28 protein-coding genes are annotated in these 25,817 nt (G+C 69.1%); 11 read left to right on the plus strand and 17 right to left on the minus strand.

Translation table 11 applies throughout. The annotated features are described in order from the left end of the window. Positions 1-2: 2 nt before the first annotated feature. Positions 3-701, minus strand: a complete 699-nt coding sequence (locus E3T19_RS02260) for a hemerythrin domain-containing protein (protein ID WP_134407992.1) — start codon at positions 699-701, stop codon at positions 3-5. Between the two features lie 273 nt (positions 702-974). Between E3T19_RS02260 and E3T19_RS02265 the strand changes: the two genes are divergently transcribed. After that, positions 975-1,406, plus strand: a complete 432-nt coding sequence (locus tag E3T19_RS02265) for a DUF1801 domain-containing protein (RefSeq protein WP_134407993.1) — start codon at positions 975-977, stop codon at positions 1,404-1,406. Between the two features lie 178 nt (positions 1,407-1,584). Then, a complete protein-coding gene (locus E3T19_RS02270) occupies positions 1,585-2,049 on the plus strand; it encodes a cytidine deaminase (protein WP_198415083.1) in 465 nt (154 codons plus the stop codon). A 442-nt stretch (positions 2,050-2,491) separates the two neighbouring features. On the opposite strand, the gene E3T19_RS02275 is transcribed toward E3T19_RS02270, so the two are convergent. Together E3T19_RS02275 and E3T19_RS02280 are read right to left on the minus strand one after the other, a co-directional pair. Beyond that, a complete protein-coding gene (locus E3T19_RS02275) occupies positions 2,492-2,977 on the minus strand; it encodes an NUDIX domain-containing protein (protein WP_134407994.1) in 486 nt (161 codons plus the stop codon). Positions 2,978-2,988: 11 nt separating this feature from the next. After that, the gene (locus E3T19_RS02280; protein WP_241979948.1) at positions 2,989-3,849 is read right to left on the minus strand and encodes a PPK2 family polyphosphate kinase; all 861 of its coding nucleotides are present in this window, start codon (positions 3,847-3,849) and stop codon (positions 2,989-2,991) included. Between the two features lie 196 nt (positions 3,850-4,045). Here E3T19_RS02280 and E3T19_RS02285 point away from each other — a divergent pair, with 196 nt between their 5' ends. Beyond that, entirely contained in the window at positions 4,046-4,252 is a 207-nt protein-coding gene (locus E3T19_RS02285; protein WP_134407996.1) for a hypothetical protein, read from the plus strand. Positions 4,253-4,279: 27 nt separating this feature from the next. Beyond that, on the plus strand, positions 4,280-4,576 hold the full coding sequence (locus E3T19_RS02290) for a hypothetical protein (RefSeq protein WP_088456855.1): 297 nt from the start codon (positions 4,280-4,282) through the stop codon (positions 4,574-4,576). Between the two features lie 41 nt (positions 4,577-4,617). On the opposite strand, the gene E3T19_RS02295 is transcribed toward E3T19_RS02290, so the two are convergent. Further along, the gene (locus E3T19_RS02295) at positions 4,618-5,139 is read right to left on the minus strand and encodes an HD domain-containing protein (protein ID WP_103461697.1); all 522 of its coding nucleotides are present in this window, start codon (positions 5,137-5,139) and stop codon (positions 4,618-4,620) included. Between the two features lie 308 nt (positions 5,140-5,447). On the opposite strand from E3T19_RS02295, the gene E3T19_RS02300 reads away from it, so the two are divergent. Both E3T19_RS02300 and E3T19_RS02305 read left to right on the plus strand, forming a co-directional pair. Further along, entirely contained in the window at positions 5,448-5,906 is a 459-nt protein-coding gene (locus E3T19_RS02300) for a VOC family protein (RefSeq protein ID WP_134407997.1), read from the plus strand. Positions 5,907-5,989: 83 nt separating this feature from the next. Beyond that, the gene (locus tag E3T19_RS02305) at positions 5,990-6,274 is read left to right on the plus strand and encodes a hypothetical protein (protein ID WP_088456858.1); all 285 of its coding nucleotides are present in this window, start codon (positions 5,990-5,992) and stop codon (positions 6,272-6,274) included. Positions 6,275-6,359: 85 nt separating this feature from the next. On the opposite strand, the gene E3T19_RS02310 is transcribed toward E3T19_RS02305, so the two are convergent. Further along, on the minus strand, positions 6,360-6,950 hold the full coding sequence (locus tag E3T19_RS02310; protein ID WP_134407998.1) for a dihydrofolate reductase family protein: 591 nt from the start codon (positions 6,948-6,950) through the stop codon (positions 6,360-6,362). Between the two features lie 70 nt (positions 6,951-7,020). After that, on the minus strand, positions 7,021-9,192 hold the full coding sequence (locus E3T19_RS02315) for an elongation factor G-like protein EF-G2 (RefSeq protein WP_134407999.1): 2,172 nt from the start codon (positions 9,190-9,192) through the stop codon (positions 7,021-7,023). Positions 9,193-9,368: 176 nt separating this feature from the next. Here E3T19_RS02315 and E3T19_RS02320 point away from each other — a divergent pair, with 176 nt between their 5' ends. Both E3T19_RS02320 and E3T19_RS02325 read left to right on the plus strand, forming a co-directional pair. Further along, positions 9,369-9,701: an ATP-dependent DNA ligase gene (locus E3T19_RS02320; RefSeq protein WP_134408000.1), complete on the plus strand. Its 333-nt coding sequence runs from the start codon at positions 9,369-9,371 to the stop codon at positions 9,699-9,701. Between the two features lie 47 nt (positions 9,702-9,748). Beyond that, positions 9,749-10,396: a cold shock and DUF1294 domain-containing protein gene (locus E3T19_RS02325; protein WP_134408001.1), complete on the plus strand. Its 648-nt coding sequence runs from the start codon at positions 9,749-9,751 to the stop codon at positions 10,394-10,396. Between the two features lie 16 nt (positions 10,397-10,412). Here the strand turns inward: E3T19_RS02325 and E3T19_RS02330 are convergent, their stop codons facing one another. From E3T19_RS02330 to E3T19_RS02340, 3 genes are all read right to left on the minus strand, one after another. Next, positions 10,413-11,171: an alpha/beta fold hydrolase gene (locus tag E3T19_RS02330; RefSeq protein ID WP_134408002.1), complete on the minus strand. Its 759-nt coding sequence runs from the start codon at positions 11,169-11,171 to the stop codon at positions 10,413-10,415. A gap of 17 nt (positions 11,172-11,188) precedes the next feature. Beyond that, positions 11,189-12,661 carry a peptide MFS transporter gene (locus tag E3T19_RS02335; RefSeq protein WP_088456864.1) on the minus strand — a complete coding sequence of 491 codons (1,473 nt, stop codon included), beginning with the start codon at positions 12,659-12,661 and terminating at the stop codon, positions 11,189-11,191. Between the two features lie 106 nt (positions 12,662-12,767). Further along, on the minus strand, positions 12,768-14,939 hold the full coding sequence (locus E3T19_RS02340; RefSeq protein WP_134408003.1) for a hypothetical protein: 2,172 nt from the start codon (positions 14,937-14,939) through the stop codon (positions 12,768-12,770). A 485-nt stretch (positions 14,940-15,424) separates the two neighbouring features. On the opposite strand from E3T19_RS02340, the gene E3T19_RS02345 reads away from it, so the two are divergent. The 3 genes from E3T19_RS02345 (at position 15,425) to E3T19_RS02355 (ending at position 18,001) form a co-directional block, all read left to right on the plus strand. Next, positions 15,425-16,012 (plus strand): helix-turn-helix domain-containing protein, encoded by a 588-nt coding sequence (locus E3T19_RS02345; RefSeq protein WP_103461706.1) that lies wholly within the window; start codon positions 15,425-15,427, stop codon positions 16,010-16,012. 11 nt (positions 16,013-16,023) lie between these two features. Next, on the plus strand, positions 16,024-17,313 hold the full coding sequence (locus E3T19_RS02350) for an MFS transporter (RefSeq protein ID WP_134408004.1): 1,290 nt from the start codon (positions 16,024-16,026) through the stop codon (positions 17,311-17,313). Positions 17,314-17,641: 328 nt separating this feature from the next. Beyond that, complete coding sequence (locus tag E3T19_RS02355; RefSeq protein WP_134408005.1) at positions 17,642-18,001, plus strand: hypothetical protein; 360 nt, start codon at positions 17,642-17,644, stop codon at positions 17,999-18,001. A gap of 117 nt (positions 18,002-18,118) precedes the next feature. Here E3T19_RS02355 and E3T19_RS02360 read toward each other — a convergent pair whose 3' ends face one another. The 8 genes from E3T19_RS02360 to E3T19_RS02395 form a co-directional block, all read right to left on the minus strand. Continuing rightward, the gene (locus E3T19_RS02360) at positions 18,119-18,694 is read right to left on the minus strand and encodes a heme-binding protein (protein WP_134408006.1); all 576 of its coding nucleotides are present in this window, start codon (positions 18,692-18,694) and stop codon (positions 18,119-18,121) included. Positions 18,695-18,770: 76 nt separating this feature from the next. Next, positions 18,771-20,282, minus strand: a complete 1,512-nt coding sequence (gene putP, locus E3T19_RS02365; RefSeq protein WP_103430089.1) for a sodium/proline symporter PutP — start codon at positions 20,280-20,282, stop codon at positions 18,771-18,773. A gap of 148 nt (positions 20,283-20,430) precedes the next feature. Continuing rightward, complete coding sequence (locus E3T19_RS02370) at positions 20,431-21,732, minus strand: glycosyltransferase (protein ID WP_134408007.1); 1,302 nt, start codon at positions 21,730-21,732, stop codon at positions 20,431-20,433. A 50-nt stretch (positions 21,733-21,782) separates the two neighbouring features. Beyond that, the gene (locus E3T19_RS02375) at positions 21,783-22,166 is read right to left on the minus strand and encodes a PH domain-containing protein (RefSeq protein WP_088456872.1); all 384 of its coding nucleotides are present in this window, start codon (positions 22,164-22,166) and stop codon (positions 21,783-21,785) included. A gap of 117 nt (positions 22,167-22,283) precedes the next feature. Further along, entirely contained in the window at positions 22,284-22,685 is a 402-nt protein-coding gene (locus E3T19_RS02380; RefSeq protein ID WP_134408008.1) for a DUF2256 and DUF3253 domain-containing protein, read from the minus strand. Between the two features lie 38 nt (positions 22,686-22,723). Next, complete coding sequence (locus E3T19_RS02385) at positions 22,724-23,758, minus strand: NADPH:quinone reductase (RefSeq protein ID WP_134408009.1); 1,035 nt, start codon at positions 23,756-23,758, stop codon at positions 22,724-22,726. Positions 23,759-23,866: 108 nt separating this feature from the next. Next, on the minus strand, positions 23,867-24,088 hold the full coding sequence (locus E3T19_RS02390; protein WP_088456875.1) for a hypothetical protein: 222 nt from the start codon (positions 24,086-24,088) through the stop codon (positions 23,867-23,869). A gap of 177 nt (positions 24,089-24,265) precedes the next feature. Further along, positions 24,266-25,792, minus strand: coding sequence for a PTS ascorbate transporter subunit IIC (locus E3T19_RS02395; protein WP_134408010.1), 1,527 nt, complete (start codon positions 25,790-25,792; stop codon positions 24,266-24,268). Positions 25,793-25,817 lie beyond the last annotated feature (25 nt).

The raw sequence follows: 25,817 nt of genomic DNA on the forward strand, positions 1-25,817 counted from the left end.
GCCTATTTGACCAGCGCCGCCCGGTACCGCTCGTACCGTGACCTGCCCACGAGCCGCCAGAGCAGCCGCACCGGAGCGGGCAGGTGCTCGTGTTGCCAGTCGTCGCCGCCGTCCGGTTGCGCGGCGAGGATCGTGCCGAGCTGAACGAACATCTTGCCCTTGGGGGTGGCCTTCCGACCGTGTTCGGAGAGCGCGTCGATCTCCCTCGGCGTGATGACGGTCTCCATCACGGGCACGATGTGGGTCTCCTCGTCGGGCAGGTGCACGGCGAGCGCCGCATTGATGCCGGCCAGGGCTGTGGCAACGGATGCCGCATCCGTTGCCCGGCCGCTCGCCCGCCAGGCCGGCAGGGCCGCATCGAGTTCGTTGAGGTGCACGAGCATCAGCGCGTGCTGCTCCTTCATGCGCGTCACGTGGGCCGCGCAGGAGGGGGCCCGGCTCTCGAGCCGGCCCCACAGCATGGTGTCTTCGCCTTCGTGGTGTGCGTGCAGCCCGGTGGAGAGCATCGCGAGGTAGTCGCCGACGAGGTCGGCCTGCTCGGCGTCGCTGTCGGGCACCGCACCGACCAGCGCCGGGGCCTCACCGAACCCGGCCCGGAACATCCGATGGATCTCGACCATGCCGCGGCCGTCGCAAATCTTGACGGCACCGGCGCCGTCGTCAGGGTTGTCGCCGCTGGAGGGCAAGGCGGTGGCTGGCATGGGGCCTCCTTCGTGAGATGTGCACGCTGGAACCGTATCCGCGTGGCTGTGCCCCTTCAAGGGGGTTGCCACGGTCGGACTCGCCAAGTGGATGTGGGAGCGCCGCGCGGGTTTGCGGGAGCTACGTGGGGTTAGCGCATCCGCCGGATGCCCGGCCCCGCATCCGCCGATCGGTGCCACACTCGCGACAGCCGCCGTGGTGCACGCTGACGCGGCGACAGCACCGCCCCTACGATCGAGACAGCGCCCCACCCCACACCGAAGGAGATCACCATGGAGCTAACCGGTCGAGACGTCGACGAGTTCCTCGCGACCCTGGACGGCCCCTTTGTCGACTCGATGCGGGCCCTCGACGCCATCATCTCCGAGGTCTTCGCCGGGGTCACCCGCGAGCTGTGGGAGGGCGTCTTCTGGGGCGGCACCGAGCAGCAGATCATCGGCTACGGCCACACCGTGATCGCCCGGCCGGGCAAGCCCACCGTGGAGTGGTTCGTGGTGGGACTGGCCAGGCAGAAGAACCACCTCAGCGTGTACGTGAATGCGGCCGACGAGGACGGTTCCCTCGTGCAGCAGTACAAGGGCCGGCTCGGCAAGGTCAAGGTCAGCTCCGCCGCGATCACGTTCGCGTCGATCGACGCCCTCGAGCTGGACGAGTTCCGGGCCCTGCTCCAGGATGCCGCGCGGCTCACGCCCGACGCCACCTGAGCCAGCGCGCAGCCACATTGCCTCGGCCCGGGCGTGGCCGCCGAGGTATGCGGGCAAGGCGCCGTTATGCGGGTGGCGCGCCACCCGCATAACGGCGCCTGACCCGCCTAACGCCCCGAAGGCCACGCCGGCCGCTCCTCCGCCGGCGGCCGGACCCGTCCCTCCGTAGGATGAGCCCATGCCTGCAACCCCCGAACTCGAAACCCCGTCAGCGGATGACCGCGAACTCATCGAGCTCGCTCGTGCGACCATCGACGCCAACACGGATGCAGGCCCCGACGAGGACGGCGCCCACACCATGGGCGCGGCCGTCCGGGCCGCCGACGGCCGCATGTTCGCCGGCGTGAACCTGTTCCACTTCACCGGCGGTCCGTGCGCCGAGCTCGTCGCCCTGGGCACCGCCCGCGCCGGTGGTGCGCGGGAAATCACGACGATAGTTGCCGTGGGCAATCACGGTCGCGGCGTGGTCGGCCCGTGCGGGCGGGACCGCCAGGTGCTCTTCGACTACCACCCCGGCATCCGGGTGTTGCTGCCCACCGCCGAGGGGGTGCGGGTGGCCCGGATCGAGACCCTGATGCCGTTCGCCGCGGCGTGGAGCCTGGCGGATGGCGTGCAGCCGTTCGACGACGACCGCTTCCGCTGACGCCGGGCAGTCCCCGCTGCCCAATGTTCGGCAACTGTTGCCGATCCGGACAATTGCGCCCGGTGTGCCGGGCACAATTGTCCGCACGGGCAACAGTTGGTCCGGTTGCGGGCGACCGGCACCCGATCCGCCCCCGCCGGTGCCCCCGAGGGTGGCCGCGTGGGTGGCCGCGGATGGCTCGATCGGCGGGAGAGAATTGCGGTATGACCGCGCGGAGGTCGCCGTCCGGCGGCCCCGGCTGGTGGCCCGCTGAACCCCTGCGGTCCCTGATGCTCCGCGCCCGACCGACCGGAATTCGCGTTATGCGGGGTAGGCGCCGTTGTGCGGGGGGCACGCCACCCGCATAACGGCGCATTGCCCGCGCAGCACCCCGGAGCAGGCATCCGGCACCCGAACCACCCCTCCCGCGGCCGAGCCGACACCAGGCCCAGGGGCCGAACCGCTACCGAGCCAGCCGCCCCCGACTCCTCAGCAGCTCCACCAGGGCATCGAGAACCGGCACCTGCCCGCGCACCAGCTGCACCCGGGCCTGCTCCAGACCCACCCATCGGGCATCGTCCACCTCGGGGAACGACCGCAACCGGCCGGACCCCTTCGGCCACTCCAGCTCAAACGTGTTGCTCACCACGATGTCGACCGCGAGGTCGGCCTCCGCCGCGAACACCGTCACCACCTTGCCCGACGGCTGCCGAAACTCACCCAGCTCGACATACTCCACCGCCGGTGCCGGCACCCCGATCTCCTCCTCGAACTCCCGCCGCGCCGCCGCGAACGGGTCTTCCCCGAGCCCGTACTCACCCTTGGGGATCGACCAGGCCGCGGCATCCTTGCGCGCCCAGAACGGGCCGCCCATGTGCGCGATCCACACCTCGGGCTCCGCCGCATCCGTCAACCGATAGAGCAGGATGCCCGCGCTCAACACCACCATGGACCCACCCTTCAGGATGCGGCCAGCCTGGCCCGCTCGGCGGCCACGTCGAAGTCGGCGGGCGGCCAGGTGAGCACCATGTCGTTCAACGCCTTGAGCAGCAGCTCCCGAACCGCGAGGCGGGCGAACCATTTGCGGTCGGCGGGCACGACGTACCAGGGCGCGAACACCGTGGAGGTGCGCTCGAGCGCGGTCTGGTACGCCGCTTGGTAGCCGGGCCAGAGCATGCGCTCGTCGATGTCACCCGGGTTGAATTTCCAGTATTTGTCGGGCCGGTCGAGCCGCTCGAGCAGGCGCTTCTTCTGCTCGCCGGCGCTGATGTGCAGCATCACCTTGATCACGGTGGTGTCATCGTCGACGAGCTCCTGCTCGAAGGCGTTGATCAGGTCGTAGCGTTCCTCGATCTCCTCTGGCGACGCGAGCTGCCTGACCCGGCCGATCAACACGTCTTCGTAGTGCGACCGGTCGAAGACTCCGATCATGCCGGCGGTCGGCAGCTCTCGGCGGATGCGCCACAGAAGGTCGTGCCGCAGCTCAACCGGGGTGGGTGCCTTGAACGCCACGTGGCTGACGCCCTGGGGGTCGACAGCGCCCACCACGTGGCGCACGATACCGCCCTTGCCGGAGGTGTCCATCCCCTGCAGGATGAGCAGGATCTTGCGCGGGTCGCCCTCCCGGCTGTTGGCGAAGAGCATCTCCTGCTGGTGCGAGAGTGCCTCAGCGGCGGCGACCCCGGCGGTCTGGGCATCCGTTTTGCTGCCGCTGAAGCCGGGCGTTGAGCCGGGATCGACGGTGCCGAGGACGAACCCGCGGGTGACCTTGAGCAGGTTGCTGGATGCGTCCGTCCAGGCGGAAGCGGATGTCGAGGCCACAGTGGCTCCCTTCGTCGGATGTTGCCATTCTGCTCCGACGGCTGCCGAAAACGGTGGATTCCGTGACGAATTGCCGGTTTCACGCCACTCATAGGTAGGGCGAGTCATCCGCTCGGCACCGTGGCCGGTCAGCTCGGCCGTACCCGGCCCGGGCTCGGACGCCTCGCCTCAGTCCCCAACCAGAAAGCAGGCCACCATGACCGCACTTCGTCTTCTCCTCGCCGCCGCCGTGGCCTTCGCGTTCTACCTCATCGGCGCCAAGGCCGGCCGAGGCCGGTACAAGCAGATCCGCCGCAACGCCAAGAAGGCGTGGAACGACCCGACCGTGAGGAAGGCCCGCGTCGGCACGAAGAAGCTCGCCCGCCGCAACACGAAGAAGATCACCAAGGCCGTTCACCGCTAAGCCAGCACCCCCTTCGAAAGGAATCTCATGACTGACAACACCGCACAGCAGGCCCACGACCTCGTCGAGGACACCGTCGCGAAGGCCGGCGAGCTCGCCGACCAGGCCCGCCACGCCGTCGACGACACCGTCGCCACCGCCACCGCGGCCCTGCGCGACATCGACACCACCGCAGCCATCGCCTCGGCACGGGAGTTCGCGACCGACACGTTCGGGAAGCTCACCGACGCCTACAAGCGCAACCCCACCCTGGTCCTCACGCTCGGCTCCGTCGCCGTCGCCGCGGTGACCGGCCTCGGCGCCCTGCTCGCCAAGCGCCGGTAGTCGCGGAGCCGACCCGCGCGGGCGCTACCTGAGCGCAGCCGTCATCCCCTGTCGAGCACCGCCGCGAGCGTGGTGCCGAGCAGTCGGGCCGATTCCGTGTACTTGGCCGTGAGCCGCCGGCTCATCTCGGGCGGCAGCGCGGCCTGACGGACCGGGTTCGCGTTGTGGGCGAGGTCGGCGTGCTTCACGACCAGCGCCAGCGGGTCGGCGGCCACCCGGGCCATCGACTCGGCGAGCGGTTCGCCGGCCCGCTTGGTCAGCGCATCCACCGCCCGCACGACGGGCTCGTCAAAGCCCTGCGCGCGCAGGTCGTCGAGCGTGATGGGGGTGTCCTCCACCACGTCGTGCAGCACCGCCACGGTCTTCTCGGGCACGGTGTTGACCAGGCTCATCACGCCCAGTGGATGCTCGATGTAGGCCACCCCGAGCTTGTCGACCTGCCCGGCGTGCGCCGCCTGTGCCAGCGCGATGGCGGCCGCCAGGCTGCCGGCCGCCGGGCTGCCCTGCCCGGCGGTGTCGTCCTGCTCGGGACCGGCGCCGGACGGCGCGGTGGTGTCTGTCATGGCAACTCCTCGAGGGCGATCAAAACTGAGTCACCTCGACGGTAGCGCACCCCGTGCCGGCCCGCGGTGCCGTCGGCGGTGCTCCTCGACGTACCGTACGCACCCCGTCGAGGCGCCGTCGGCGTGCCGTCGCTGTGCTCGTGGAAGTATGCGGGTCAGGCGCCGTTATGCGGGTGGCGCGCCACCCGCATAACGGCGCCCGCCCCGCACAGCGCGCCGCCTTCGCGGCCACGCGTCACCCGTGCACCAAGGCCCTACGCCCGACGACCTACGCACGGCCGCCACCCAGCGCGGCTACCATCCACAGCATGAGCGAACCCACGAACCCCAACCCGGCCCCGGTCCGGCAGCTGCGCCTCGTCGTCGAGACCGAGGACTTCGATGCCGCCCTCGCCTTCTACCGCGACGTGCTCGGGCTGCCAGTGTCGGAGTCCTACGAGGGCGAGGGCGACGCCCGGGTCGTGATCCTCAGCGCCGGGATCGCCACCCTCGAGCTGTCCAATCCCGCCCAGGTGCGGCTGATCGATCGGGTCGAGGCCGACGGCCAGCCCAGCCATCGACTCCGCGTCGCGTTCGAGGTGGACGACACCGCGGCGACCACCGACCGGCTCGTTGACGCCGGCGCGATTCTCACCGCCACGCCCCGCGAAACCCCGTGGCGCTCGATCAACTCGCGAATGGATGCGCCGGCCGGCCTCCAGATCACCCTCTTCCAGGAGCTCGACGCCGGGGAACACCCCTCCGGCGACAGCGACGTCCCGGCCTAGGAGCCCCACACGCCGGCCGCATCCGCGCTCACAGGGGAGGGACGGGGATTGCCCTCATCACGATTGCGGATGAAACTGCCCGTGTGGATGACACCAACTGCCCTCACCCCCTCAGTAAGCGCGATGCTGCCGCTCTCGTCGGCGTGCTGGCCAACCTCGAAGGGCTGGTCTGGATGGCCGGCCTCGACGATCATTCGGTGCAGACCCTTCTGCACCGTCTCGCAAGCGACGGCATCGCCGCGCCACTGAGCGAGGGCGCCGACCCTCGTTACAACGTGCGCCAGGCGCTCAACGACCTTAACCAACAGCTGCGCTACGCCCTGGGCGAGTACGACAGCCCGCACAGCTCGGCGCCGGTGCCTCGCTGAGAGAGTGCGGTTCGAGCGGGACTGGTCGCCGGGTTCGACAGGCGCAACCAACGGATGGGTCGAGCGCGCCACGGCGTTGCACGGCTCAGTGCACCACCCTGAGGACGTGGGTGACCAGCTCGTTCTCCACCGAGCTCACCTGTTCCAACCTCACGTCATCCAGTCCCTCCAGCAAGGGCTCGCCGGTGCCCTGCACCACCTGCGCGATATGCAGCCGCAATTCGTCGATCAGCCCGGCCGCGAGGTACTGCCGCACGGTGGACGCCCCGCCGGCGATGGCCACGCTCAACTCCCCCGCCGCGGCACGCGCCTGCTCCAAGGCCGATTCGATGCCGTCGGTGACAAACGTGAACGTCGTGCCTCCCGCCATGACCAGCGGTGCCCGCGGATAGTGCGTCAACACGAACACCGGCGCGTGGTACGGCGGCTCGTCGCCCCACCAGCCCGTCCATTCGTCGTCCCACTCCCCTCGGCCGGGACCGAACATGTTGCGGCCCATGATGTATGCACCCGCCTCCAGGATGGCCTCCATTTGGGCGGCATTCTCGGCAGGCTGCTCGAGCGCCCAGCGGTGCAGCCGCATTCCCCCTTCACCGAGCGGATTCTCCAGGCTCTGATTGGGGCCGGCCGCGTAGCCGTCGGTGGAGACGGTGATATCGCAGGTCACTGGCGTCATGGTCGATCGCTCCGTTCGTTCGGTCCCGCCTCGCCGGCCGCCCTCGGGCCGGTCACACCTTCACGGCCGGTCACACACTCGCGGCCGCCGGCACAACATTGTGCGGCACCGGGTCGTGCCGCAGGTAGCTGCGGCGGAAGAGACCGCTCCCCGCCGTCAAGGCCCGGAGCTCGATGGCATACCGTAGCAGCTCGGCATCCGGGATCTCGGCGCTGATCTCGGTGCGCTCATCACCCACCGATGTGGTGCCGGTCATGTGGCCGCGGCGGGTGGACAGGTCGGTCATCACCGCGCCGACGGAGGCGTCGGGCACCCTGATCGTGACCGCCGAGACCGGTTCGAGCAGCTGGATCCGGGCCTCCGCGGCGGCCTCCCGCAGCGCCAGCGCCCCGGCTGCCTGGAACGCCGCATCCGACGAATCGACGCTGTGCGTCTTGCCGCCCACCAGGGTCACCCGGATGTCCACAACGGGGAACCCGGCCGAGACGCCCTTCTCCATCTGCGCGCGAACGCCCTTCTCCACCGACCCGATGTAGTGCCCGGGGACCACACCGCCGACGATCTTGTTCACGAACTCGAACCCCGCCCCGCGCTCCCGTGGTTCGACCTCGATCTCGCAGATGGCGTATTGGCCGTGGCCGCCGGACTGTTTCACGTACCTCCCCCGGGCACCGGCCGGCGTGGCGAAGGTCTCCCGCAGCGGCGTGATCACGTCGACGGTCTCCAGCTTCACGCCCTGGCTGCGCAGCCGGTCCAGCACGACCTCGGCGTGCGCCTCGCCCATGCACCACAGCACCAGCTGGTGGGTCTCAGCGTTGCGCTCCACCCGCAGGGTCGGGTCGACGGCCACGATCTTGCCGAGGTTCTTGGCCAGCGCGTCGTCATCGCTGCGCGTCGCGCCGTGCACCGCCACCGGCATCAGCGGCTCCGGCATCTCCCACGCCTCGACCAGCAACGGCGCCTCCCGGTCGGACACGGTGTCCCCGGTCTCCGCGTCGGTCAGCCGGGTCAGCGCGCAGATGTCTCCCGCCACGCAATACGGCACCGGTCGCAGGATGGCGCCCAGCGGGGACTGCAGGTGGGTGACCCGTTCGTCACTGTCGTGGTCCTGATGGCCCCGGTCGGTGAGGCCATGGCCGCCGATGTGCACGATGGTGTCCTCCCGCAGCGTGCCGGAGAAGATGCGGACCAGGCAGACCCGGCCCAGAAACGAATCGATGGTGGTGCGCACGACCTCGCCCACCAGCGGCCCGTCCGGATCACAGGTCAGCGGCCCCACCGGTCGGCCGTCCAGGTCCGTCACCGACGGCAGGGCACGTTCCATCGGCGAGGGGAACGCGCCGGTCAGCAGCTCCAGCAGTTCCGTCATGCCTACCCCGGTCTCGGCGGAGGTCGCCAGCACCGGATAGAAGCTGCCGCGCACCACGGCGATCTCCAGGTCGGCGGTGAGGGTGTGCAGGTCGATCTGGGCGCCGCCGAGATAGCGGTCCATCAGGGTTTCGTCTTCGCTCTCGGCGATAATCCCCTCGATCAGGGTGGCCCGGGCCGGCTCCGCGTCAGCGCGTTCGGCCTCGGTGGCCGGCCGTTGGGTGGGCCCGGCGGCGCCCGCGCCGGAGTCCGAAACCGTGCCGGAGAGCAACCCCAGCAGCCCGGTGATGCTCCCGTCGGTGCGGATCGGCACGGCCAGCGGCAACACGGCGCCGAAGTTCTCCTGGCACGCCGCCAGCACCGCCTCGTACGCCGCCCGCGGGTGATCGATCCGGTTGATCACCACCGCCCGGGGCATCCCGATGCGCTCGCACTCCGCCCAGAGAGCGGTGGTGGCCGCGTCGACACCGTCAACGGCCGAGACCACGAACAGCGCCGCATCCGCTGCCCGCAGCCCGGCACGCAGGTCGCCGACAAAATCGGCGTAGCCCGGGGTGTCGAGCAGGTTCACCTTCACCTCGCCGACCGTCAGCGGCAGCACCGACAGCGCCACGGATCGTTGCTGGTGGATCTCGGACGGGTCCGAGTCGCTCACCGTGCTGCCGCCCTCGATCGTGCCCATCCGGGTGAGGGCACCGGTGGCCGCGAGCAGCGCTTCGGCGAGCAGGGTCTTACCGGCGCCGGACCGACCGACCAGGGCGACGTTGCGGATTTTCTCCGGCCGATCTGCCGGAGGGCCCGACGACGTCGCGGCCTTGCGTTGTTCCGCGCCGCCCCGGCCCGTCCCCTTCGACGCATCCTGTTTTCCCGACATGAGCAACTCCCGACGTCGTCGTCCCAACTTTTCCTCACCGCTGCATCCAATTGACACCCAGACCTCACCAAACGGCAAGGGCCGACCGGCACGCTACCCCCTGTGCGCAACCCCCCAGCGATTCCGGCCTGCCAGGCATAGGGTCTCGCCAAGCACACCGTGAGGGAGGTCATCTGATGGGACATCTGGTCTACGACTCGAGCCTCAGAATCGACTTCAACGATCGGATGCTCGCCCATCTTCAGGTTGCCTTCGCGGTGAAGCTGCACTCGAACGAGAGTTTCCAGTTCTCCTGGCGACAGGACAGAGATGGCGACGGCGGTCGAGGTTCGATCTGGATCCACCCCCACATTTCAATCCTCTACAGGTTCACCGATCGATTGAAGCCAACGCTCAATCCCCGCTGGATCGAAGCTCTCGTGAGCTCCGCCGACACACCAGAGGGTATGTCCGCACTGCCCGAACCGAACGCGCTCACCACGGCTGCGGATCCGCCCGCCGCACCGTGAACCGCTGAGCGGGGCCATGGTGGCTCGGCGCCCGTTACGCTCGAGCCATGGGTTCCCGAACTGAACGAGTGCACGGCACCTTGACCGCGTGGGACGACGACCGCGGATTCGGCTTCATCACTCCCGCTCAGGGAACCGGCAAAACCTTCGTGCATATCAAGGCGTTCCCGGCCGGCCACACGCGGCCGCAACTCGGCGAGGCGCTCACCTTCGATATCGAGCAGTCGGCAGACGGCAAACGCCGTGCCGCACGGGTGCACCCGGCGGGCAAACGGATGCTGTCGTCGTCGGGTCGCACCACCGCCCGGCGCACATCCCGCGCCGCACGGTACCTCCCGATCCTGTTCTTCGTGGCCGGCTACCTCGTCGTGAACACACTTTGGCCGATCCCCGTGTGGGTCGCCGGTCTCTACCTCGCCGCCAGCATCGTCTGCTTCTCCTTTTACGCGGTCGACAAGTCGGCGGCCACCGCGGGGCGCTGGCGCGTGTCGGAGACGACTCTTCTTCTGTGGGGCGCCATCGGCGGCTGGCCGGGCGCCATCGTCGCCCAGCAGACGCTGCGGCACAAGACCCAGAAGGCCAGTTTCCGGTCGGCGTTTCGGGGCAGCGTGATCGTCAACCTGATCGTCTTCTTGGTGTTCGCGACGCCGGCTTTCGCACTGTTCGTCGAGTGGACCCGACGCCCCCTGTTCTAGCGGCGGGTCTCCCGGCTCAGGCCGAGTGCGCGCGGCGCACCGCGGCGAAGGTGTCCGGCTTGTCGGGCCGGAGGAATTCGACGATGAGATCCCGGCACAGGTCCGGCTTCTCCACCAGCACACCGTGCGACGCGTGCGGCACCACCGCGAGCTCGCCGGCGGGCAAGGCGCGGTAGAGCTCCACGATGTGCTCCAGCGCCATGTCGTCATCGTCGCCGACGAGCACGAGCACCGGCATCCGTATCGCGGCGAGGTCCGCCGTCGTCAGCGTCGGACCCTGTTGGTGCATCCGGGCCAGCTTCCCGGCCACCACGGCGTAATGCTCCCGGCCATCCGGTGAGACCTCGGCGTAGGCGTCGACCATGAATTCCGGCACGTCGGCATTCAGGGTGCCGGCGGGCCACCCCGCCAGCGAATAGACACCGGAGACGAACACCAGCTGCGACACCAGGTCGGGTCGCCGCAGAGCCACGAGCAGCGCCACGACGGCACCGTCGCTGTAGCCCAATAGCGGGGACGGGCCCGCGGTGTGCTGCTCCAGAAAGCGGATGCTGTCGTCCGCCATCCCCTCGAACGTCAGTGGGCCGTCGGTGTCGGGTGTGCGGCCGTGCCCCCGCCGGTCCGGCGCCAGCACTCGATACCGCTCGGCGAAACGCTCCATAATCGGGGCGAGCGCGCGCGCGTCGGTGCCGCCGGGATGCAGCATGGTGAACGCCGGGCCGGAGCCGAGCTCGATGAACTCCAGATCCGTGGTTGGCGTCGGCGACGGCTCCATGGCACCCTCTCGGTCGGTTAGCGCACCCCGCCCATCAGCCGCAGGATCGGCCGGGCGAACAGCGCCAGGATAATCCCGAGCACAATGGCGATGCCACCGAGCACCCCGAAGTACAGGTGTTCGGGGGCCACCGCGTACCACTCGGCCAGCAGACCGGAGATGGCGGTGCCGAGGGCGACCGACAGGAAGAACAGCGCGACCATCTGGGTTTTGAACAGTTCGGGCGCGAGCTTCGTGGAGACGGACAGCCCGACGGGTGAGAGCAGCAGTTCCGCGACGGTGAAGACCAGCAGGATGCCGACCATTGCCAGCAACGGGGTCGAGTTGGCCGCGCCCCCGGCGAACGGCAGGAAGAAAAGGAACCCCACGCCCATGATCGCGGTGCCGAAGGCGAATTTCACCGGCGTGGACGGCTGCTTCGAGCCCCACTTGGTCCACAGCGCAGCGAACACACCCGACAGCACGATGATGAAGACCGGGTTGATCGACTGCACCCACGACACCGGCATCTCCCAGCCGAAGAACACGCGGTCTAGCCGCAGGTCCGAGTAGAGCGTCACGACGGTGAACTGCTGCTGGTAGAGCGACCAGAACGCCACACTCGCCACGAACAGCGGGATGAACGCGTACACGCGCTTCCGTTCCACCGTGGTGATGTTCCGGTTGGTGAGAATCACGACGAAGTACGACACGGATGCGACGATCGTCACGCCGATGACGATGGTCACCAGGTTCGAGGCGGTGATGATCCCCATGAGCACCAGCACCACGATGAGCACGATGAACGCGGCCGCGATCATCGCGTACGGCAGGTACTTGCTGCGCGGCAACGGGTCGGGCACCTCGCGGGAGGAGTCGGGCAGGCGCTTGCGCCCGAACGAGTACTGGGTCAGACCGATCGCCATTCCCACGGCGGCCAGACCGAATCCGTAGTGGAAGCCGATGGTTGACTGCAGCAGTCCGGTGAGGATCGGGCCGAAGAACGCGCCCAGGTTGATGCCGAGGTAGAACAGGGAGAAACCGGCGTCGCGGCGGGGATCGTCCTTGCGGTACAGCGTGCCGACCACGGAGGTCGCGTTGGCCTTGAGACCACCGCTGCCGAGCGCGATCAGGATCAGGCCGACGATGACTCCGGCGACGCCCGGGATCAGGGCCAGGGCGATGTGCCCGACCATGATGACGACCGCACTGACGTAGAGCACCCGTTCGGAGCCGGCCAGCCGGTCGGCGATCCAGGCGCCCAGGATGGTGGAGAGGTAAACCGCTCCGCCGTACGCCCCGACGATGCCCGCGGCCGTGGCCTGCGGGATATCGAGGCCGCCCTCCGCCGCCGAGTAGTACAAATAGAGCAGCAGGATGCCCTGCATCCCGTAGAACGAGAAGCGTTCCCACATCTCGACACCGAAAATGCTGGCCAGCGCCCGAGGCTGACCAAAGAACCGATGGTCGTCCTGTGGGGTGCCTGCAGCTGACTCCGCAATGTTTGTCATTGTTCCGACGATACTACGGAGGCGGAACTCCGAATACCGTGGGTCGGCTGACGCGGGCGGCATCGGCTATGGCGCTCCGCGGCATCCGTGGTGTCGAATTCGCGAGTCATCGAGCCTCGAACCACACCTGGGTGAACCCGCCGGCGGCGATGAACACCGTGCCGCCGCGCTTGTCGCCCTTGCCCTTGTGCGCGTCGGGGATCGGCTGGCCGGCGGCGTCGAAGGCCTGCTGCACCAGCTGCTGCCCGCGCGGCACGTCGATGCGGCGCTTCGTGTCAGCGACGTCGGCGCTCACGAACAGCGTCGAGTAGCCGTCCGGCCCGGTCACCGCGACCGTGGAGATCAGCGGCTGGATCAGCAGCGCGTCCAGCTGCACCGAAGCATCCGTCGTGCCGACGACCTCGCTGGCCTTGCCCGGCAGGGTGTTGGCCAGGGGCAGCGGCAGTAGCTGGCCGGGCGCCTCGGTGACGCCTTGCTCGCCGGCGCCGCCGTTGGCTGTGCTGCCCAACAGCGGGGCCTTGCCCTTGCCCGGCCGCTTGCTGCCGACGGTCCACGTGGTCGTGCCAGCGGGGTCGACGACCTGGTTCACGATCGGGTGCACCCGGCGCGCCTGGTCGTCGGTCGGGACGGTGATGCGCAGGGTGCCGCCCGCCGCCAGGTCCACGTAGGCGCCGCCGGACCAGTTGGCCTCACCGGTCCAGGCCGAGGCCGGGGTGGTCACGGTGCCGCCGGTGATCGTCCCGGACTCGGCCTCCACCACACTGAGCCCGTCGGTGGCCACCGTGGCGGTGATTCCCAGGGCCGCGGCCTTGAGGTCGGGGTTGGCGTCCAGGGTGAGCATCGAGAACAGCGCGTGGATGGTCGACTCGGCGCCGGAGTTGGGGTTCACCCCGCCGTCCGGCTCGATGCCGTCGATGGCGGTGCCAGTGGCCGGGTCGTACGCCGGCAGGCCACTGGGGTTCGCGCCGAAGTACCAGCCGGCGGTGATCGCGGCGAGGTTCAGCAGCCCGGGGGCATCGGCGGCCTCAGCGGTGGCCACCAGGCTCTGCAGCCGGGAATCGACGCCGTAGGCGATCTGCGCCTCGCCGGGGGTCGGCGACCAGGCGTTGTCAGGTCCGCCCGCGGCGAGCAGCTGCGGGGTGAACTGTGCGGTGTCCTGAACCGCGGCCGCGAGCAGGGTCGGGTCGTCGAGCACCCGGGATGCCGTCGCCACGGCCGCCGGGGCCAGCCCGCCCCAGGCGTGCCACAGGCTGGGCGACTTCGTCCACGGCATGATCGCGCCGAACGGCCAGTCGCCGCTGGCGCCCTCATCCGTCGACATCGCCGCGATGCCCTCGCTCAGCTGGCTGAGCGCGGTTTCGGCCACGGCCACGGTGGGGCCGGCGGGCTCGGCCTGCAGGTAGGCGGCGAGGCCGAGCACGGCCTCGGCCGACGCATCCGCGCCGTCGGCGATCAGCCAGGCCGGCACCGGGTCGCCGTCGGCGACGTCGTAGCTGGGGTAGTCGCCGAGCGACCCGGCGTTGAGCGCGGCCAGGCTGAGGTTGAGCCGCTCCTCGAGGAACGCGGCGAACTCCGGGTCATCGTCGGCGAACGCGGCGTAGCCCTCGCCGAGCGCCCACACCGTGCGGGCCAGCCAGTAGGACTCGTCCGAGTCGCTCGGGTCGGGCAGCTCGACGGGCTTGGCGCTGGGGTTCAGGGTGCCGTCCACCTGCTGCCAGAGCACCACGTTGCCGGCGTTGGGTCCCTCGGTGGTCTGCAAGTAGGTGAGCGAGCGCAGGGTCTGGAAGGCGTGGTCCCGGCTCGTCGTGTCGCCGGTCTGTTGCCAATGCCGCAGGTACACCACGGCAGCGCGGGAGGTGTCGTCGGCGTTGAACGCGCCCTGGCTGTAGTAGCCGGTGGCCGGGTCGAGGACACCGCCGCCGATCGGGCTGTAACTGCCGTCGTCGTTCTTGTCGGCATAGGTCCAGGGTGCCTCGACCACCGGGGTCTCCGCGGCCTGGTAGGTGGTGTGCCCGGCGATCACCGGCAGGGGCACCTCGGCGAGCAGGAAGTTGAGGTGGCTGAGGTTGGTGAGCGGGGCGGATGCTTCGGCGGCCGGGAGAGCCGCCGGAGTGCTTTTTGTGGTGGTGCCGCTAGTGGCGGTGGCCGCCGACGCTGGCACGGCGGCCAGGGCGCCGGTGCCGACGAGGGCGACCGACAGGGTGGCGGCCAGGGCGAAACGGCCCGGCCGTGAGTGAGCGGATGAACAGGAGCTTGATCGAACATCGTTGTACGTCATTCGTCAACTAAACCGGTTAAGTTCTGCCGCGTCAAGAGTTATCCTCAGTTCTCTCCACAGGTCCGTCCGCCCTCCACCTCGTCAGTTACGCCTCGGCACCAAGGCCGGCCGGGGTCGATACGAGCGGGTGGAGCGTGGGCCCGGAAAGTCTGGAACGGGCCGGAGGCCAAGAAGGGTCGCGCCCACCTGCAGAAGCTGGCCACACACAACGCGAAGAAGATCGACAAGGCGCTGCACCACTAGACGCTCCCCCAGGCTGTCCTTTTGGGCCCGACTCCCCCGCGGCCGCGCCAGAGTCATGCGCCAGCCAAGGCATGCGGGTCATACGCCGTTATGCGGGTGGCGTGCCACCCGCATAACGGCGCTTGACCCGCAGACTTCGGGATGCGCGTCCGGCACCGCAGCGCCCCCACCGATACCTCTCACCCTGCCGAGAATGCACAACGAGTGTTGCGCAATGATCGTTGTTCTTATATCGTCGGGGCATGACTCCCCGCGATACCCGCCGAACCACGCTCACGTCGGCCGCCTCGATGCGGGTGCTCGCGCATCCGACCCGCCTGCGTCTGCTGGGACTGCTGCGCGAACTCGGACCGCAGACCGCGGCGCAGCTCGGCGACATCGTGGACGAGGCCCCGGGCACCATCAGTTACCACCTCGGCAAGCTGGCCTCCATCGCGTTGATCGAGCCCGCCGAGGCGCAGAGCAGCGACCAGCGCGAACACTGGTGGCAGGCCACCACCGCGCTCACCAGCTGGGAGCCCGCCGATCTGCTCGACGATCCCGACCAGCTCGCCGCCTCGGCGAGCCTGCAGAAGTCGATTGCCCAGGCCTACGCCGCCCGGTACACCGACTACATCGACGCAACACCGAACCTCCCCCGCGACTGGGTCGGCGCCGCCGCCAGCGGTGACCGCAGCCTGCGCCTGACCGTCGAGGAGCTCACCGCCATGCGCGCCGAACTCGAGGCGCTCGTGGACCGCTGGGTCGAGACCGGGGCCGCCCACGACCCCGCCGGAAGCGACGGCGCCGAACCCGTGGTGCTGGTCTACCAGGCCTACCGCCGACCCTGACCGGCCCACCGATGACCACACCCACCACGGAGGCGCGCCCCCGCGACCGCCGCGCCACCGGTTCCCTCACCGCGCTGCTCACCGCGCACGCCATCTCCCAAACGGGCAACGTCGTGACCGCGTTCGCCATCCCCTTTTACGTGCTCGGCCTCGGCGGCTCCGGGGTCGAGGTGGGCGTCGCCGCGTTCTTCGCCACCGCCCCAGTGGTGATCGGCGGCGCGCTCGGAGGGGTCGTCGTCGACAGGGTCGGCCACCGCCGCGCGGCCATCGTCGCCGACCTGGTCAGCGGAGCGACCGTGCTGACCATCCCGGTGCTCGCCCTCACCGTCGGCCTGCCGTTCTGGGCACTCCTCTTATTGGTGTTCGCCGGCGGCCTGCTGGACACCCCCGGGCAGACCGCCCGGCGGGTGATGTTGCCGAGCCTGACCGCCCGGGCAGGAGTACGCCTCGAGCAGAGCGTCGGCCTGCTCGACGGCTCGGAACGCTTCGCGAGGCTGATCGGCGCCTCCATCGCCGGACTGCTCGTCGCGCTGGTGGGGCCGATGGCGGCCCTGTTCGTCAACGCCGCCACCTTCGCGGTCTCGGCGCTGCTCACCTGGGCGTTCGTGGCCGTTCTGCCTGCCGACTCCCTCAAGCCCGCGGCCGTCGACCGCTCCGACGCGCCCCGAACCAGCTACTGGGCCGACCTCGCCGAGGGATTCCGGTTTGTCATGCACGACCCGCTGATGCGGCTGATTGTGGGCCTGGTTCTCATCACGAACCTGTTCGACGCGGCCCGCGGTGCGACCCTGCTGCCCCTCTACGCGAACGATCGCCTGGGCGGCGCGGCCGTGCTGGGTCTGCTGGTGGCGGTCATGGGCGGATGCGCCCTGGTCGGCAACGTCGTCTTCGGTTTCGTCGCCCACCGCGTTCCTCGCCGGCTGACGTTTGCGGCGTGCTTCGCCCTGGCCGGCGGGCCCTCGAGCGCAGCCTTCGCCCTCGGCGCTCCACTGCCCGTGCTCCTCGCCATGACCGCCCTGTCCGGCCTGGCCGCCGGGGCGATCAACCCGATCCTGGGCACGGTGGAGCTCGAACGTGTTCCCCCGCACATGCGCGGCCGGGTGTTCGGCATGATCAACGCCGGCGCCTGGGCGGGGGTGCCGTTCGGTGCCCTGCTCGGCGGTATCGCCGCCGACACCATCGGCCTCGCGGCATCCTTCGGCATCATCGCCGTCGCCTACACTCTCGTCACGCTGAGCCCGCTCACCGGTGGCGCCTGGCGCCAGATGGAGCGGCAGCCGGCGCAGACGACCGACACCTGATCCACCGCGGCTGCCCGTGGCTGCCCGCGGCTGCCCTGATGTCGCGCCAGCGGCGCTATGCGGGTGCAGCGCCGGTATGCGGGTGGCGCGCCACCCGCATACCGGCGCCTCGCCCGCACAACGACATCGAGCCAGCCCAGACCGTCCCCGAGCTCGCGCGTTGGCCCAACCACGTCGTTGATCTGCATCGGCCCAGCCCACCTGACCCCCGGCACGATCGCCGCCGCGCTAGGGTTCGTGCCGACGTCCTCGACAGTCCCTCAGGTGGGCCACCTTAGGCTGAGCCCATGCAGAGCAACGCCGTCTTCGCGCCCCGGGACCAGAGCTGGTGACCGCCAACAGCCAAGCGACACGCAGCCGTCGACTATTCATCACCGGGGTCATCCTGATCGACCTGATCGCGGTCGCCATCGCCTTCTGGCCGGTGCTTGTTCTCGGCCTGGGGCTCCAGGCGATCGGCGACGCCAACGGCTGGTGGCCGGGCGATCCCAATTCGAACGATGGTGAAGGGGTCTTCGCCACCATCGTCGGAGCGGTCGGTCTGCTGATCGTGCTGGTGGCGGCGGCCGTTCCGGTGGCACTTCTCGCGCGGCGGCAGCGGCAACCGGTCTTCCGCTCAACCGCGCGCAACACGCTCCACCTTCTGGGCATCTGCCTCGTGGTCGGCATCCTGCTCGTCATCTTCTGACGGGGCCGCTGAGACCGAGGGACGAACGATTAAGGGTGAGAGGTCGCAAATTAGGATGCTGCGCCCGATTGCATCCTAATAAAGTCACTGTTTCCTCTTTTCGAGGTGCCGGCCGGCTCAGGATGCGTTGACGTTGATCAGCACCTCGTTGCGCCGCAGGAACGCGGGCTTGAACGGTGGATCGTAGCGGGCGAACCGCGGCTGACCGACCGGGGTGAGCCCGGCGGCCGAGATGGCCTGCCGCAGTTCGTCGAGGTGCCGCGTGTAGCTGTCCTGCGTCCAGCGCCCGCGGTAACGGATGACGGCCACGAGTGCCTCAGGCACGGCACGCAGGTGCACCTCGGGATTGGTCGGGCGCGGGGCGCTGTCGATGGTGAGGCTCGCCGGCAGAACGAACGCCACCCGGTAGCCGCCGTCCGCGGCATCCTCGGCTGCGACAGACTGCTGCACCACCGGGGCTGTCATAGCAATCCGCGATCCGGCGGCATCCTGCACCACCGGCGCCGTCATCGCCACCTTGGTGCGGGAGACGTTCTCTCCGCTGATGTAGGCGAACAGAGAACGGAAGGCCCGGTTGCCGGCCTCGTCGAACGGCCCACCGACCACGATTTCGGCCAGCACATGGCCGGGATAGCGGCGCACCTCGAAGTCGTCGTAACTCTGCACACGGTCGTAGGGCTGCTTTTCGGTCACACGCCCACGCTACAACGCACCCCGCCCGCGACCATGATCGGTCGGGGCGGGGTGCGAACGAAAGCAGTGCCGAGAACTAGACGGCGGCCGGAGCAGCTTCCGGCTTCGTGTAATTGTGGTGGGCCTGCGCCACGGCTTCGTCGAACTCCGCCTCAATCTCCATCGAGGGCTTGTAGGTGGCCAGCGAGACCACCACTGTCACCAGGAGGCTCGCGAGGAAGCCCGGCACGATCTCATACATCGTGGCGCTCAGCTCGGAGTTGCCCCAGACGAACACGACCACAGCACCGGTGACCATGCCCGCCAGGGCACCCCAGGTGGAGAGCTTCTTCCAGTACAGCGAGAGCAGCACCACGGGGCCGAACGCCGCACCGAAGCCGGCCCAGGCAAAGCCGACCAGTTCCAGGATGGTCGAATCCCGGTTCAGTGCGATCAGCCCGGCGACGAGGGCCACCAGCAGCACCCCCAGACGGCCGAGCATGACCAGCTGCTTGGGCGTCGCATCCTTTTTGCCCACGATCTTGTACAGGTCCTCGACCAGCGCCGAGGAGCAGACGATCAGCTGCGACGAGATGGTGCTCATGATCGCGGCCAGCACCGCCGCCAGCACCAGACCGGCGACGAACGGGTGGAACAGGATCTGCGAGAGCAGCAGGAACACGGTTTCCGGGTTGTCCAGGGTGACGTCGGGGTTCTGCTGGAAGTAGGCGATGCCGATCAGCGCCGTGGCCAGGGCGCCGAGGGCGGTGAGGATCATCCAGCCGATGCCGATCCGGCGGCCGGCCTTGGCGTCCTGCGGGCTGCGCAGCGCCATGAACCGCACGAGGATGTGCGGTTGGCCGACGTAGCCCAGGCCCCACGCGGCGGCGGAGATGACGCCGAGCACGGATCCGCCGGCGGTGAGCGAGAGCAGGTCGGGGTTGACCTCGCGGATGGAGTCGATGGTGGCGCCGATGCCGCCGGTGGCGGAGAGGGCCACCACCGGGACCACGATCAGGGCGGCGAGCATCAGCAGGCCCTGCGCGACGTCGGTGAGGGTGGCACCGAGGAAGCCGCCGAAGAGCGTGTAGAGCAGCGTGACGCCGGCGACGATGAGCATCCCGGCCAGGAAGGTGGAGCCGAACGAGTTCTCGAAGAACACCCCGCCGGCGACCATGCCGGAGGACACGTAGAACGTGAAGAACACCAGGATGATCACACCGGAGACCACGCGCAGCAGACGCGAGGTGTCCTTGAGCCGGTTCTCGAAGAAGCTCGGGATGGTGATGGAGTTGTTGGACACGTGGGTGTACGAGCGCAGCCGCGGGGCCACGAACTTCCAGTTCAGCCAGGCGCCGATGGTGAGGCCGATCGCGATCCACGCCTCCACCAGACCGGACACGTAGATGGCGCCGGGCAGACCGAGCAGCAGCCAACCGGACATGTCGGATGCGCCGGCGCTGAGCGCCGCGGTGCCGGGCTTCAGGCCGCGGCCGGCGAGCATGTAGTCGTCCAGATCCTTCGTTTGCCGAAAGGCAAACCAGCCGATCGCGAGCATCCCGGCGAAGTACAGCACAATCGCCGCCAACTGAAAAGTTTGATCCGTCATTGGAGTTCCTTTTGTTCGGATGCCCGGCCTGCGGGCACTCGGATGCCGCAAGCGGGCACGAGAAGTCGTCAAGTTTCACACACAAACGAGTTTCTGTGAAGTCGCACAGCCCGAACGGCGTCGCCAACGGGGCCGTTCACCGGCTCGGTTACGACCCGGAGGGAGTGGTCCGTCCGGGCGCCGGTATCAGGGTCTCGAGCTCGTCGATCAGGGTGGTGCCGGCGGCGTCGTGTCGGATCGCCTGGCCCAGCGCCTCGGCGGCCTTTCGGTAGTCGTCGGTGCCGAGCACCGTGGTCACACCCCGGGCGATGCGCTGTGCCGGTGCGCGCCGCGACACCGCCACTCCGGCGCCGCGAGCCGTGACCCGGGCGGCGTTGTCGGCCTGGTCGCGGCCGTGGTGCAGGATCACCAGGGGCAGTCCCGCCGCGAGCGCCTTGATGACAGTGCCGTGGCCACCGTGGGTGACGACGAGGCTGGCGTGGCGCATCACCTCGCGGTGCGGCGCCGAATCCACCACCGTCACATTCGCCGGCGCCCGGAGCGCGTCGGCGGGAACCGTGGGCCCCGTGGTCACCAGGCCCCGCACGGGCAGGCTGCCGAGCGCGTCGACGACCCGTTGCAGGCAGTCCACCTGATTCTGGAACGTGGAGGACATCGCGACCAGGACCAGCGGACTGTCACCGGCCGGCGCGGTCCATTCCTCCTCGGCCGCCCAGGCCGGATCGTCCAGGATCGGCCCCACATAGCGGGCGTTGTGCGGCAGCGTCGCCGGAAAGTCGAACGCCCGGGAGGTGAGCACAAGCTGACGTCGGGCGTGATGGATCTGGTCCCACATGTGCGCGACCGGGCCGAGACCGTAGTCGGCCCGCACCGCGTTGATCTTCTCCAGCGCGTACCGGTCGATCATCCGGGCGCCCACGGCGGTCATGGTCTCATCCCGCAGCCGCCCGAGCGGTCCGCGCGCGGGCGACAGGCCGGACCCGAACGGCGGCATGCCCGTGGCCGGCAACGGGTAGGAGTTGGGGAGCAGCACATCGAACGGGCATCCATGGGCCTCGGCGGCGATCATGGCACCGAGCGCGAAGGAGGAGGTGACCAGCAGGTCCGGCCGCACGGCGTCCAGAGCCGCCGTCGTGTCCCGGGCCTGGGCCGGCGCCGGACCGGTGAACATGTAGTCGGCGATCCCCCGGGCGAGGCTCGTCGGGGTGCGCAGCTCATAGTCGCGAAACGCCTCGGCCGGGCTCCACCGGCAGGGCACGAACATCGCGCCGGTGCTGCGCACCTGGTCCGCCAGCGACTCGTCCGCGAGCACGGTGACCCGGTGCCCCCGGTCGACCAGCCGGCGTGCGACACCGAGCTCGGGAGGAACGGTGCCACCGCCGTCGGTGAGGGCGAACAGGTAGGTACGCGGTGTGACGGTGCTCTCGGAGGTCGACGCGACGCCGGTCATGCCGGTGATAGTACGCCGATTGCCGGTGCCGGCGACGACCGCGCCGGTTTCTAGACGACCGCCAGCTCGGCGCCGAGCACGGCGTGGGTGATGAGGCGGTCCAGCGCTCGCACGTCGACGGCCTTGCCCACCTTGATCTTGATGTGACCGGCGCGCGTCCACAACTCGATTTCCCCGTTCATGTCGAGCGAGCCGGCGTTCTCCGACGACCACATGTTCACGCTGGAGTACGGCAGCGAGTACATCTCGACCTTCTTGCCGGTGATCCCCTGAGCATCCCGCACGATAAGACGCTTGGTCGTGAACACCGCGCTGTCCCGGAACGTCTTGTACGCCGCGACCGCCTTCTCCCCCGGAACAAGCATGGGTTCAACGTCGGCCGGGATCGGAACCTCGGAGACGAATGTCCAGGCGGTGATTGCAGCGGTATCCATGGGAGTCCTTTGGGTCAGGTTCACCGCGTCTGAACGGATGCGGCACGGCCAATCTATTGCTCGTCGGCCACGAGCTCGGGCAGCGGCAGACCCCCATAGCGGGGCTTCCGAAGAGCCCTACCGCGGTCGCCGCAACCGGATCGGCCCCTTCGCGGTCGACGGATCCACCACGGAACCACCCTGCGTGATCTGCAGTTCTCCGCGGGCGACCATCCGCCGGGCGGCTCTTCGGGCCGGCTCCATGAGGTCGCGCCACTCCTCGCCACCGATGGCTCGCGCCGCGTCAGACGGACAGATCGTGGCATCCTGCGCCCGCGCATTCAGCAGGGTCACGATGGTCTCCTCCAGCCGGAGGTCGGTCGCGTTGACGCCGTGCGAGCGGCACGCGGCCGAGCAGTATTTCACCGCATCCCAGTTGTCAGCCCACTTGGCGCGCCACTCGATGCGCCGTCCACACGAGGCGCAGGCCTTGTCTGCCCGTTCATCGGGAGAGGCGGGGGTGCGTTGACGGTGGGCCATGCCTTCTATCCTGCGGGATTCCTGCCCTGAGCGCTCGCCTACTGGCCGGCCGCCACGTCGATCAGCACCTTCCCCACCACGCCGCTCTCCACCAGCGCATGGGCATCCGCCGTGTGCGCGAGGTCGGTGCGGTGCAGCGGCAGCCCCGCCTCCTCCCCCACGACGAGCGCGCCGTCGATGAGGGCCGCGGTGATGTCCTCGGCCGCCGCCCGAATCGCGTCCCTCCCTACCGTGTAGAGCAGCACGAACTGGTAGCGCACATTGAGGCTGAAGTGCTGGCGCACATCGAGGGTCATCTGGTCGCCGCCGTTGTTGGCGTAGACCGCGATCGACCCGCGGTTTCGGATGACGGCCAGGTCGAGCCGCGCATTCTGGGCGGGTGCGACCTCCACGATCAGGTCCACCCCCTCCGGTGCGATCGACCGGATCTGGGCGACGATGTCCGGGTCGGTGTAGGTGAGCACGTGCTGAGCGCCGGCGGCGGTGGCCAGTGCCGCCTTCTCCGGTGAGCTCACGGTGGTGATGACGGATGCCCCGGCCCACCGGGCCAGCTGGATCGCGGCATGCCCGACCGCCCCGGCGCCGCCCGCCACGAGCACCACCTCGCCGGCCAGCGCCCCCGGCTGCAGCCGGCGCGGACCGTCTTCGGCCACCGTCAACGCGCGATGCGCCGTGATCGCCGGCACCCCGAGGCTTGCGCCCTGGTCGAAGCTCGCGTTCGCCGGCAGCCCGAAGACGCGTTCCGCGGGGAGCACGGCGTATTCCTGGGCCGAGCCGCTGTTCGCCCGCTGGTACGCGGCGAGCGCCAGCCAGACCCGGTCGCCCACCGCGACATGCTGCACGCCGGCGCCGACCGCGTCCACGATGCCGGCACCGTCCTGGCCGGGCACGACATCGTCGAATGCCAGCTTCTCGCCTGCTGCCGAGCCGCGACGCGATTTCCAGTCGGTGGGGTTCACCCCGCTGACCACCATTCGCACCCGCACCTCGCCCGCGCCGGGTTCGGTCACCGGCCGATCCACAAGCTGAAGCACGGACGGGTCACCGGTCTGGCTGTACACAATGGCTTTCATATCAGGGGCAACGCTGTCGGGAGCGGAAAGGTTCCCTCGCGCCGGGTCGAGGTCGCCGCCGGAACGTCTGTCTCGCCCTCGCGGCCACCAGTCGTCGATAGAAGGGGACTACCGGTCGCGAGGGTCAAGCCGGCTCCAGTGCATCCGCGCGTACCGTACCCGGCCGATGTTCACCGCGTTGGGCTGCACGTCTAGCCAAAGCGCGGCGAGCAGGCGCGCCTCCGGGCGCACGTCTTGCCGATGGGGCATCTGCCCGAGAATGCCGAGTTCCTCAATGAGAAACAACCACCATGTTCCATCAAAGGTTGTCGTGACGGTGAAGTTGCGCATGCGGCCTGGTTTCGGGACTTCGGTCCTGCCGAAGAGATCGACCCTACCCTGTGCGCGCGCTGCACGGTATCGACCGGCTCGCCTGGCCCCAGCCTGAGGCGGCCATCACGGATGCAACGCCAGAGGGCGACCCCGCACCGCGGAGCCGCCCTCTGGCGATACTACAAACTCAAGCAGCTAAACGGCCTCGGCCGCCGCATCCTTCTCCGCCTTGCGACGAGCCTTCTCGGCGTCGAGCATGGCCTTCTCGGCCGCCTTCTCCTCCGCGATCCAGACGTCACGCTTGGCCCCGGGTACCCAGCCCTTGTCCACGACGCGGATCTGGTAGACGATCGCGACGCTGACCAGCACCACGGCGATGAGGATCGCGAGAATCACTGCGAGGCCGCCGCCCACGCCCACGCTGACACCCACGAGGGTGCCGAACCAGCCGAAGTCGGCGTCGCCGAAGGTGCTGTTGGCGAAGCCGAAGTCGCCGAGCACCAGCAACAGAACGGCGGGCAGGATGGTGATGATCACGCCGTTAACGAAACCACCGATCATCGCGCCCAGGCGTCCGCCGGTCGCGTTGCCGTAGACACCGGCTCCACCACCGGTGAAGAAGTGCGGCACCATGCCGGGCAGAATCAGCGCGAGCCCGAAGACCGGGTTGAGCCAGATGGCCAGCACACCGAGGGCGATGAGGCCACCCGCGAAGGAGCTCAGGAAGCCGATCAGCACGGCGTTGGCGCCGAACGGGAACACGATCGGGATGTCGAGCGCCGGACGTGCCCCGGGCACGACCTTCTCGGCGATGCCCTGGAACGCGGGAACCAGTTCACCCAAGACGGTGCGCACACCGTAGAGGATGATCGCGACGCCGACACCGAACTGCAGGGCCTGCGCGAAGGCGGCCATGATAAACGCGCCCGCGTCGGCGGAGCCGAAGATGTCCAGCGCTTCCTGCAGCGGCAGGGCGATGAGGCCCCAGATGGCGAAGACCATGTAGATGAGCACCATCGACAGCGAGGTGGCGACCATCGAGTCGCGCAGGAACTTGAGGCCCTGCGGGAACTTGATGTCTTCGGTGGACTTGCTGCGACGGCCCACGGCCTGACCGGCGGCACCGGCGGCGATGTAGCCCAGGGTGCCGAAGTGGCCGATGGCGATGGTGTCGTTGCCGGTGATCTTCTTGGTCCACGGGTGCACGAACGCGGGCATGACCACCATGATCACGCCGAGCAGCAGCGCACCGATGAGAACGACGAGCCAGCTGGCCCCGTTGCCGAAGCCGACGGAGAGCACCACGGTGAGCATGGTGGCCATGAAGACCATGTGGTGCCCGGTGAGGAACACGTATTTAAGAGGAGTGAACCGGGCCAGGACCAGCATCACCAGGAACCCGAGGGTGAGCACGTAGGCGCTCTGCGCACCGAACTCGTCCTGCGCGATCGCGGTGATGACCTCGTTGGTGGGGATGACGCCCTGGGCGCCGGTCACCGCGAGGATCAGTGTGCCCAGCGGGTCGAGGGAGCCCACCACGACGTTGGCGCCGGCACCGAGGATCAGGAAGCCGAGGGCCGCCTTGAGCGCGCCGCCGATCACCTGCCCGGAGTTGCGCTTGAGCGCCATGAGCCCGATGGCGGTGATGATGCCGATCAGGTACGCAGGCACGTTGAGGATCTGCTGTCCGATGAAGTTCAGTACGACGACGAGCCACTCCATTGTGGGAGCTCCATATTCTGTGAGA

The organism is Cryobacterium sp. TMT4-31, from assembly GCF_004403385.1.
GTDB classification, from domain to species: Bacteria; Actinomycetota; Actinomycetes; order Actinomycetales; family Microbacteriaceae; genus Cryobacterium; species Cryobacterium zongtaii.

Coding starts and splice junctions, on each gene's coding strand:
- E3T19_RS02395 (WP_134408010.1), bottom strand. CDS start 25,792: ATGGAGTGGCTCGTCGTCGTACTGAACTTCATCGGACAGCAGATCCTC.
- E3T19_RS02340 (WP_134408003.1), bottom strand. CDS start 14,939: ATGACGTACAACGATGTTCGATCAAGCTCCTGTTCATCCGCTCACTCA.
- E3T19_RS02350 (WP_134408004.1), top strand. CDS start 16,024: ATGACCACACCCACCACGGAGGCGCGCCCCCGCGACCGCCGCGCCACC.
- putP (WP_103430089.1), bottom strand. CDS start 20,282: ATGACGGATCAAACTTTTCAGTTGGCGGCGATTGTGCTGTACTTCGCC.
- E3T19_RS02385 (WP_134408009.1), bottom strand. CDS start 23,758: ATGAAAGCCATTGTGTACAGCCAGACCGGTGACCCGTCCGTGCTTCAG.
- E3T19_RS02315 (WP_134407999.1), bottom strand. CDS start 9,192: ATGTCGGGAAAACAGGATGCGTCGAAGGGGACGGGCCGGGGCGGCGCG.
- E3T19_RS02285 (WP_134407996.1), top strand. CDS start 4,046: ATGACCGCACTTCGTCTTCTCCTCGCCGCCGCCGTGGCCTTCGCGTTC.
- E3T19_RS02320 (WP_134408000.1), top strand. CDS start 9,369: ATGGGACATCTGGTCTACGACTCGAGCCTCAGAATCGACTTCAACGAT.
- E3T19_RS02260 (WP_134407992.1), bottom strand. CDS start 701: ATGCCAGCCACCGCCTTGCCCTCCAGCGGCGACAACCCTGACGACGGC.
- E3T19_RS02270 (WP_198415083.1), top strand. CDS start 1,585: ATGCCTGCAACCCCCGAACTCGAAACCCCGTCAGCGGATGACCGCGAA.
- E3T19_RS02275 (WP_134407994.1), bottom strand. CDS start 2,977: ATGGTGGTGTTGAGCGCGGGCATCCTGCTCTATCGGTTGACGGATGCG.
- E3T19_RS02330 (WP_134408002.1), bottom strand. CDS start 11,171: ATGGAGCCGTCGCCGACGCCAACCACGGATCTGGAGTTCATCGAGCTC.
- E3T19_RS02295 (WP_103461697.1), bottom strand. CDS start 5,139: ATGACAGACACCACCGCGCCGTCCGGCGCCGGTCCCGAGCAGGACGAC.
- E3T19_RS02390 (WP_088456875.1), bottom strand. CDS start 24,088: ATGCGCAACTTCACCGTCACGACAACCTTTGATGGAACATGGTGGTTG.
- E3T19_RS02370 (WP_134408007.1), bottom strand. CDS start 21,732: ATGACCGGCGTCGCGTCGACCTCCGAGAGCACCGTCACACCGCGTACC.
- E3T19_RS02265 (WP_134407993.1), top strand. CDS start 975: ATGGAGCTAACCGGTCGAGACGTCGACGAGTTCCTCGCGACCCTGGAC.
- E3T19_RS02325 (WP_134408001.1), top strand. CDS start 9,749: ATGGGTTCCCGAACTGAACGAGTGCACGGCACCTTGACCGCGTGGGAC.
- E3T19_RS02335 (WP_088456864.1), bottom strand. CDS start 12,661: ATGACAAACATTGCGGAGTCAGCTGCAGGCACCCCACAGGACGACCAT.
- E3T19_RS02290 (WP_088456855.1), top strand. CDS start 4,280: ATGACTGACAACACCGCACAGCAGGCCCACGACCTCGTCGAGGACACC.
- E3T19_RS02310 (WP_134407998.1), bottom strand. CDS start 6,950: ATGACGCCAGTGACCTGCGATATCACCGTCTCCACCGACGGCTACGCG.
- E3T19_RS02345 (WP_103461706.1), top strand. CDS start 15,425: ATGACTCCCCGCGATACCCGCCGAACCACGCTCACGTCGGCCGCCTCG.
- E3T19_RS02300 (WP_134407997.1), top strand. CDS start 5,448: ATGAGCGAACCCACGAACCCCAACCCGGCCCCGGTCCGGCAGCTGCGC.
- E3T19_RS02375 (WP_088456872.1), bottom strand. CDS start 22,166: ATGGATACCGCTGCAATCACCGCCTGGACATTCGTCTCCGAGGTTCCG.
- E3T19_RS02380 (WP_134408008.1), bottom strand. CDS start 22,685: ATGGCCCACCGTCAACGCACCCCCGCCTCTCCCGATGAACGGGCAGAC.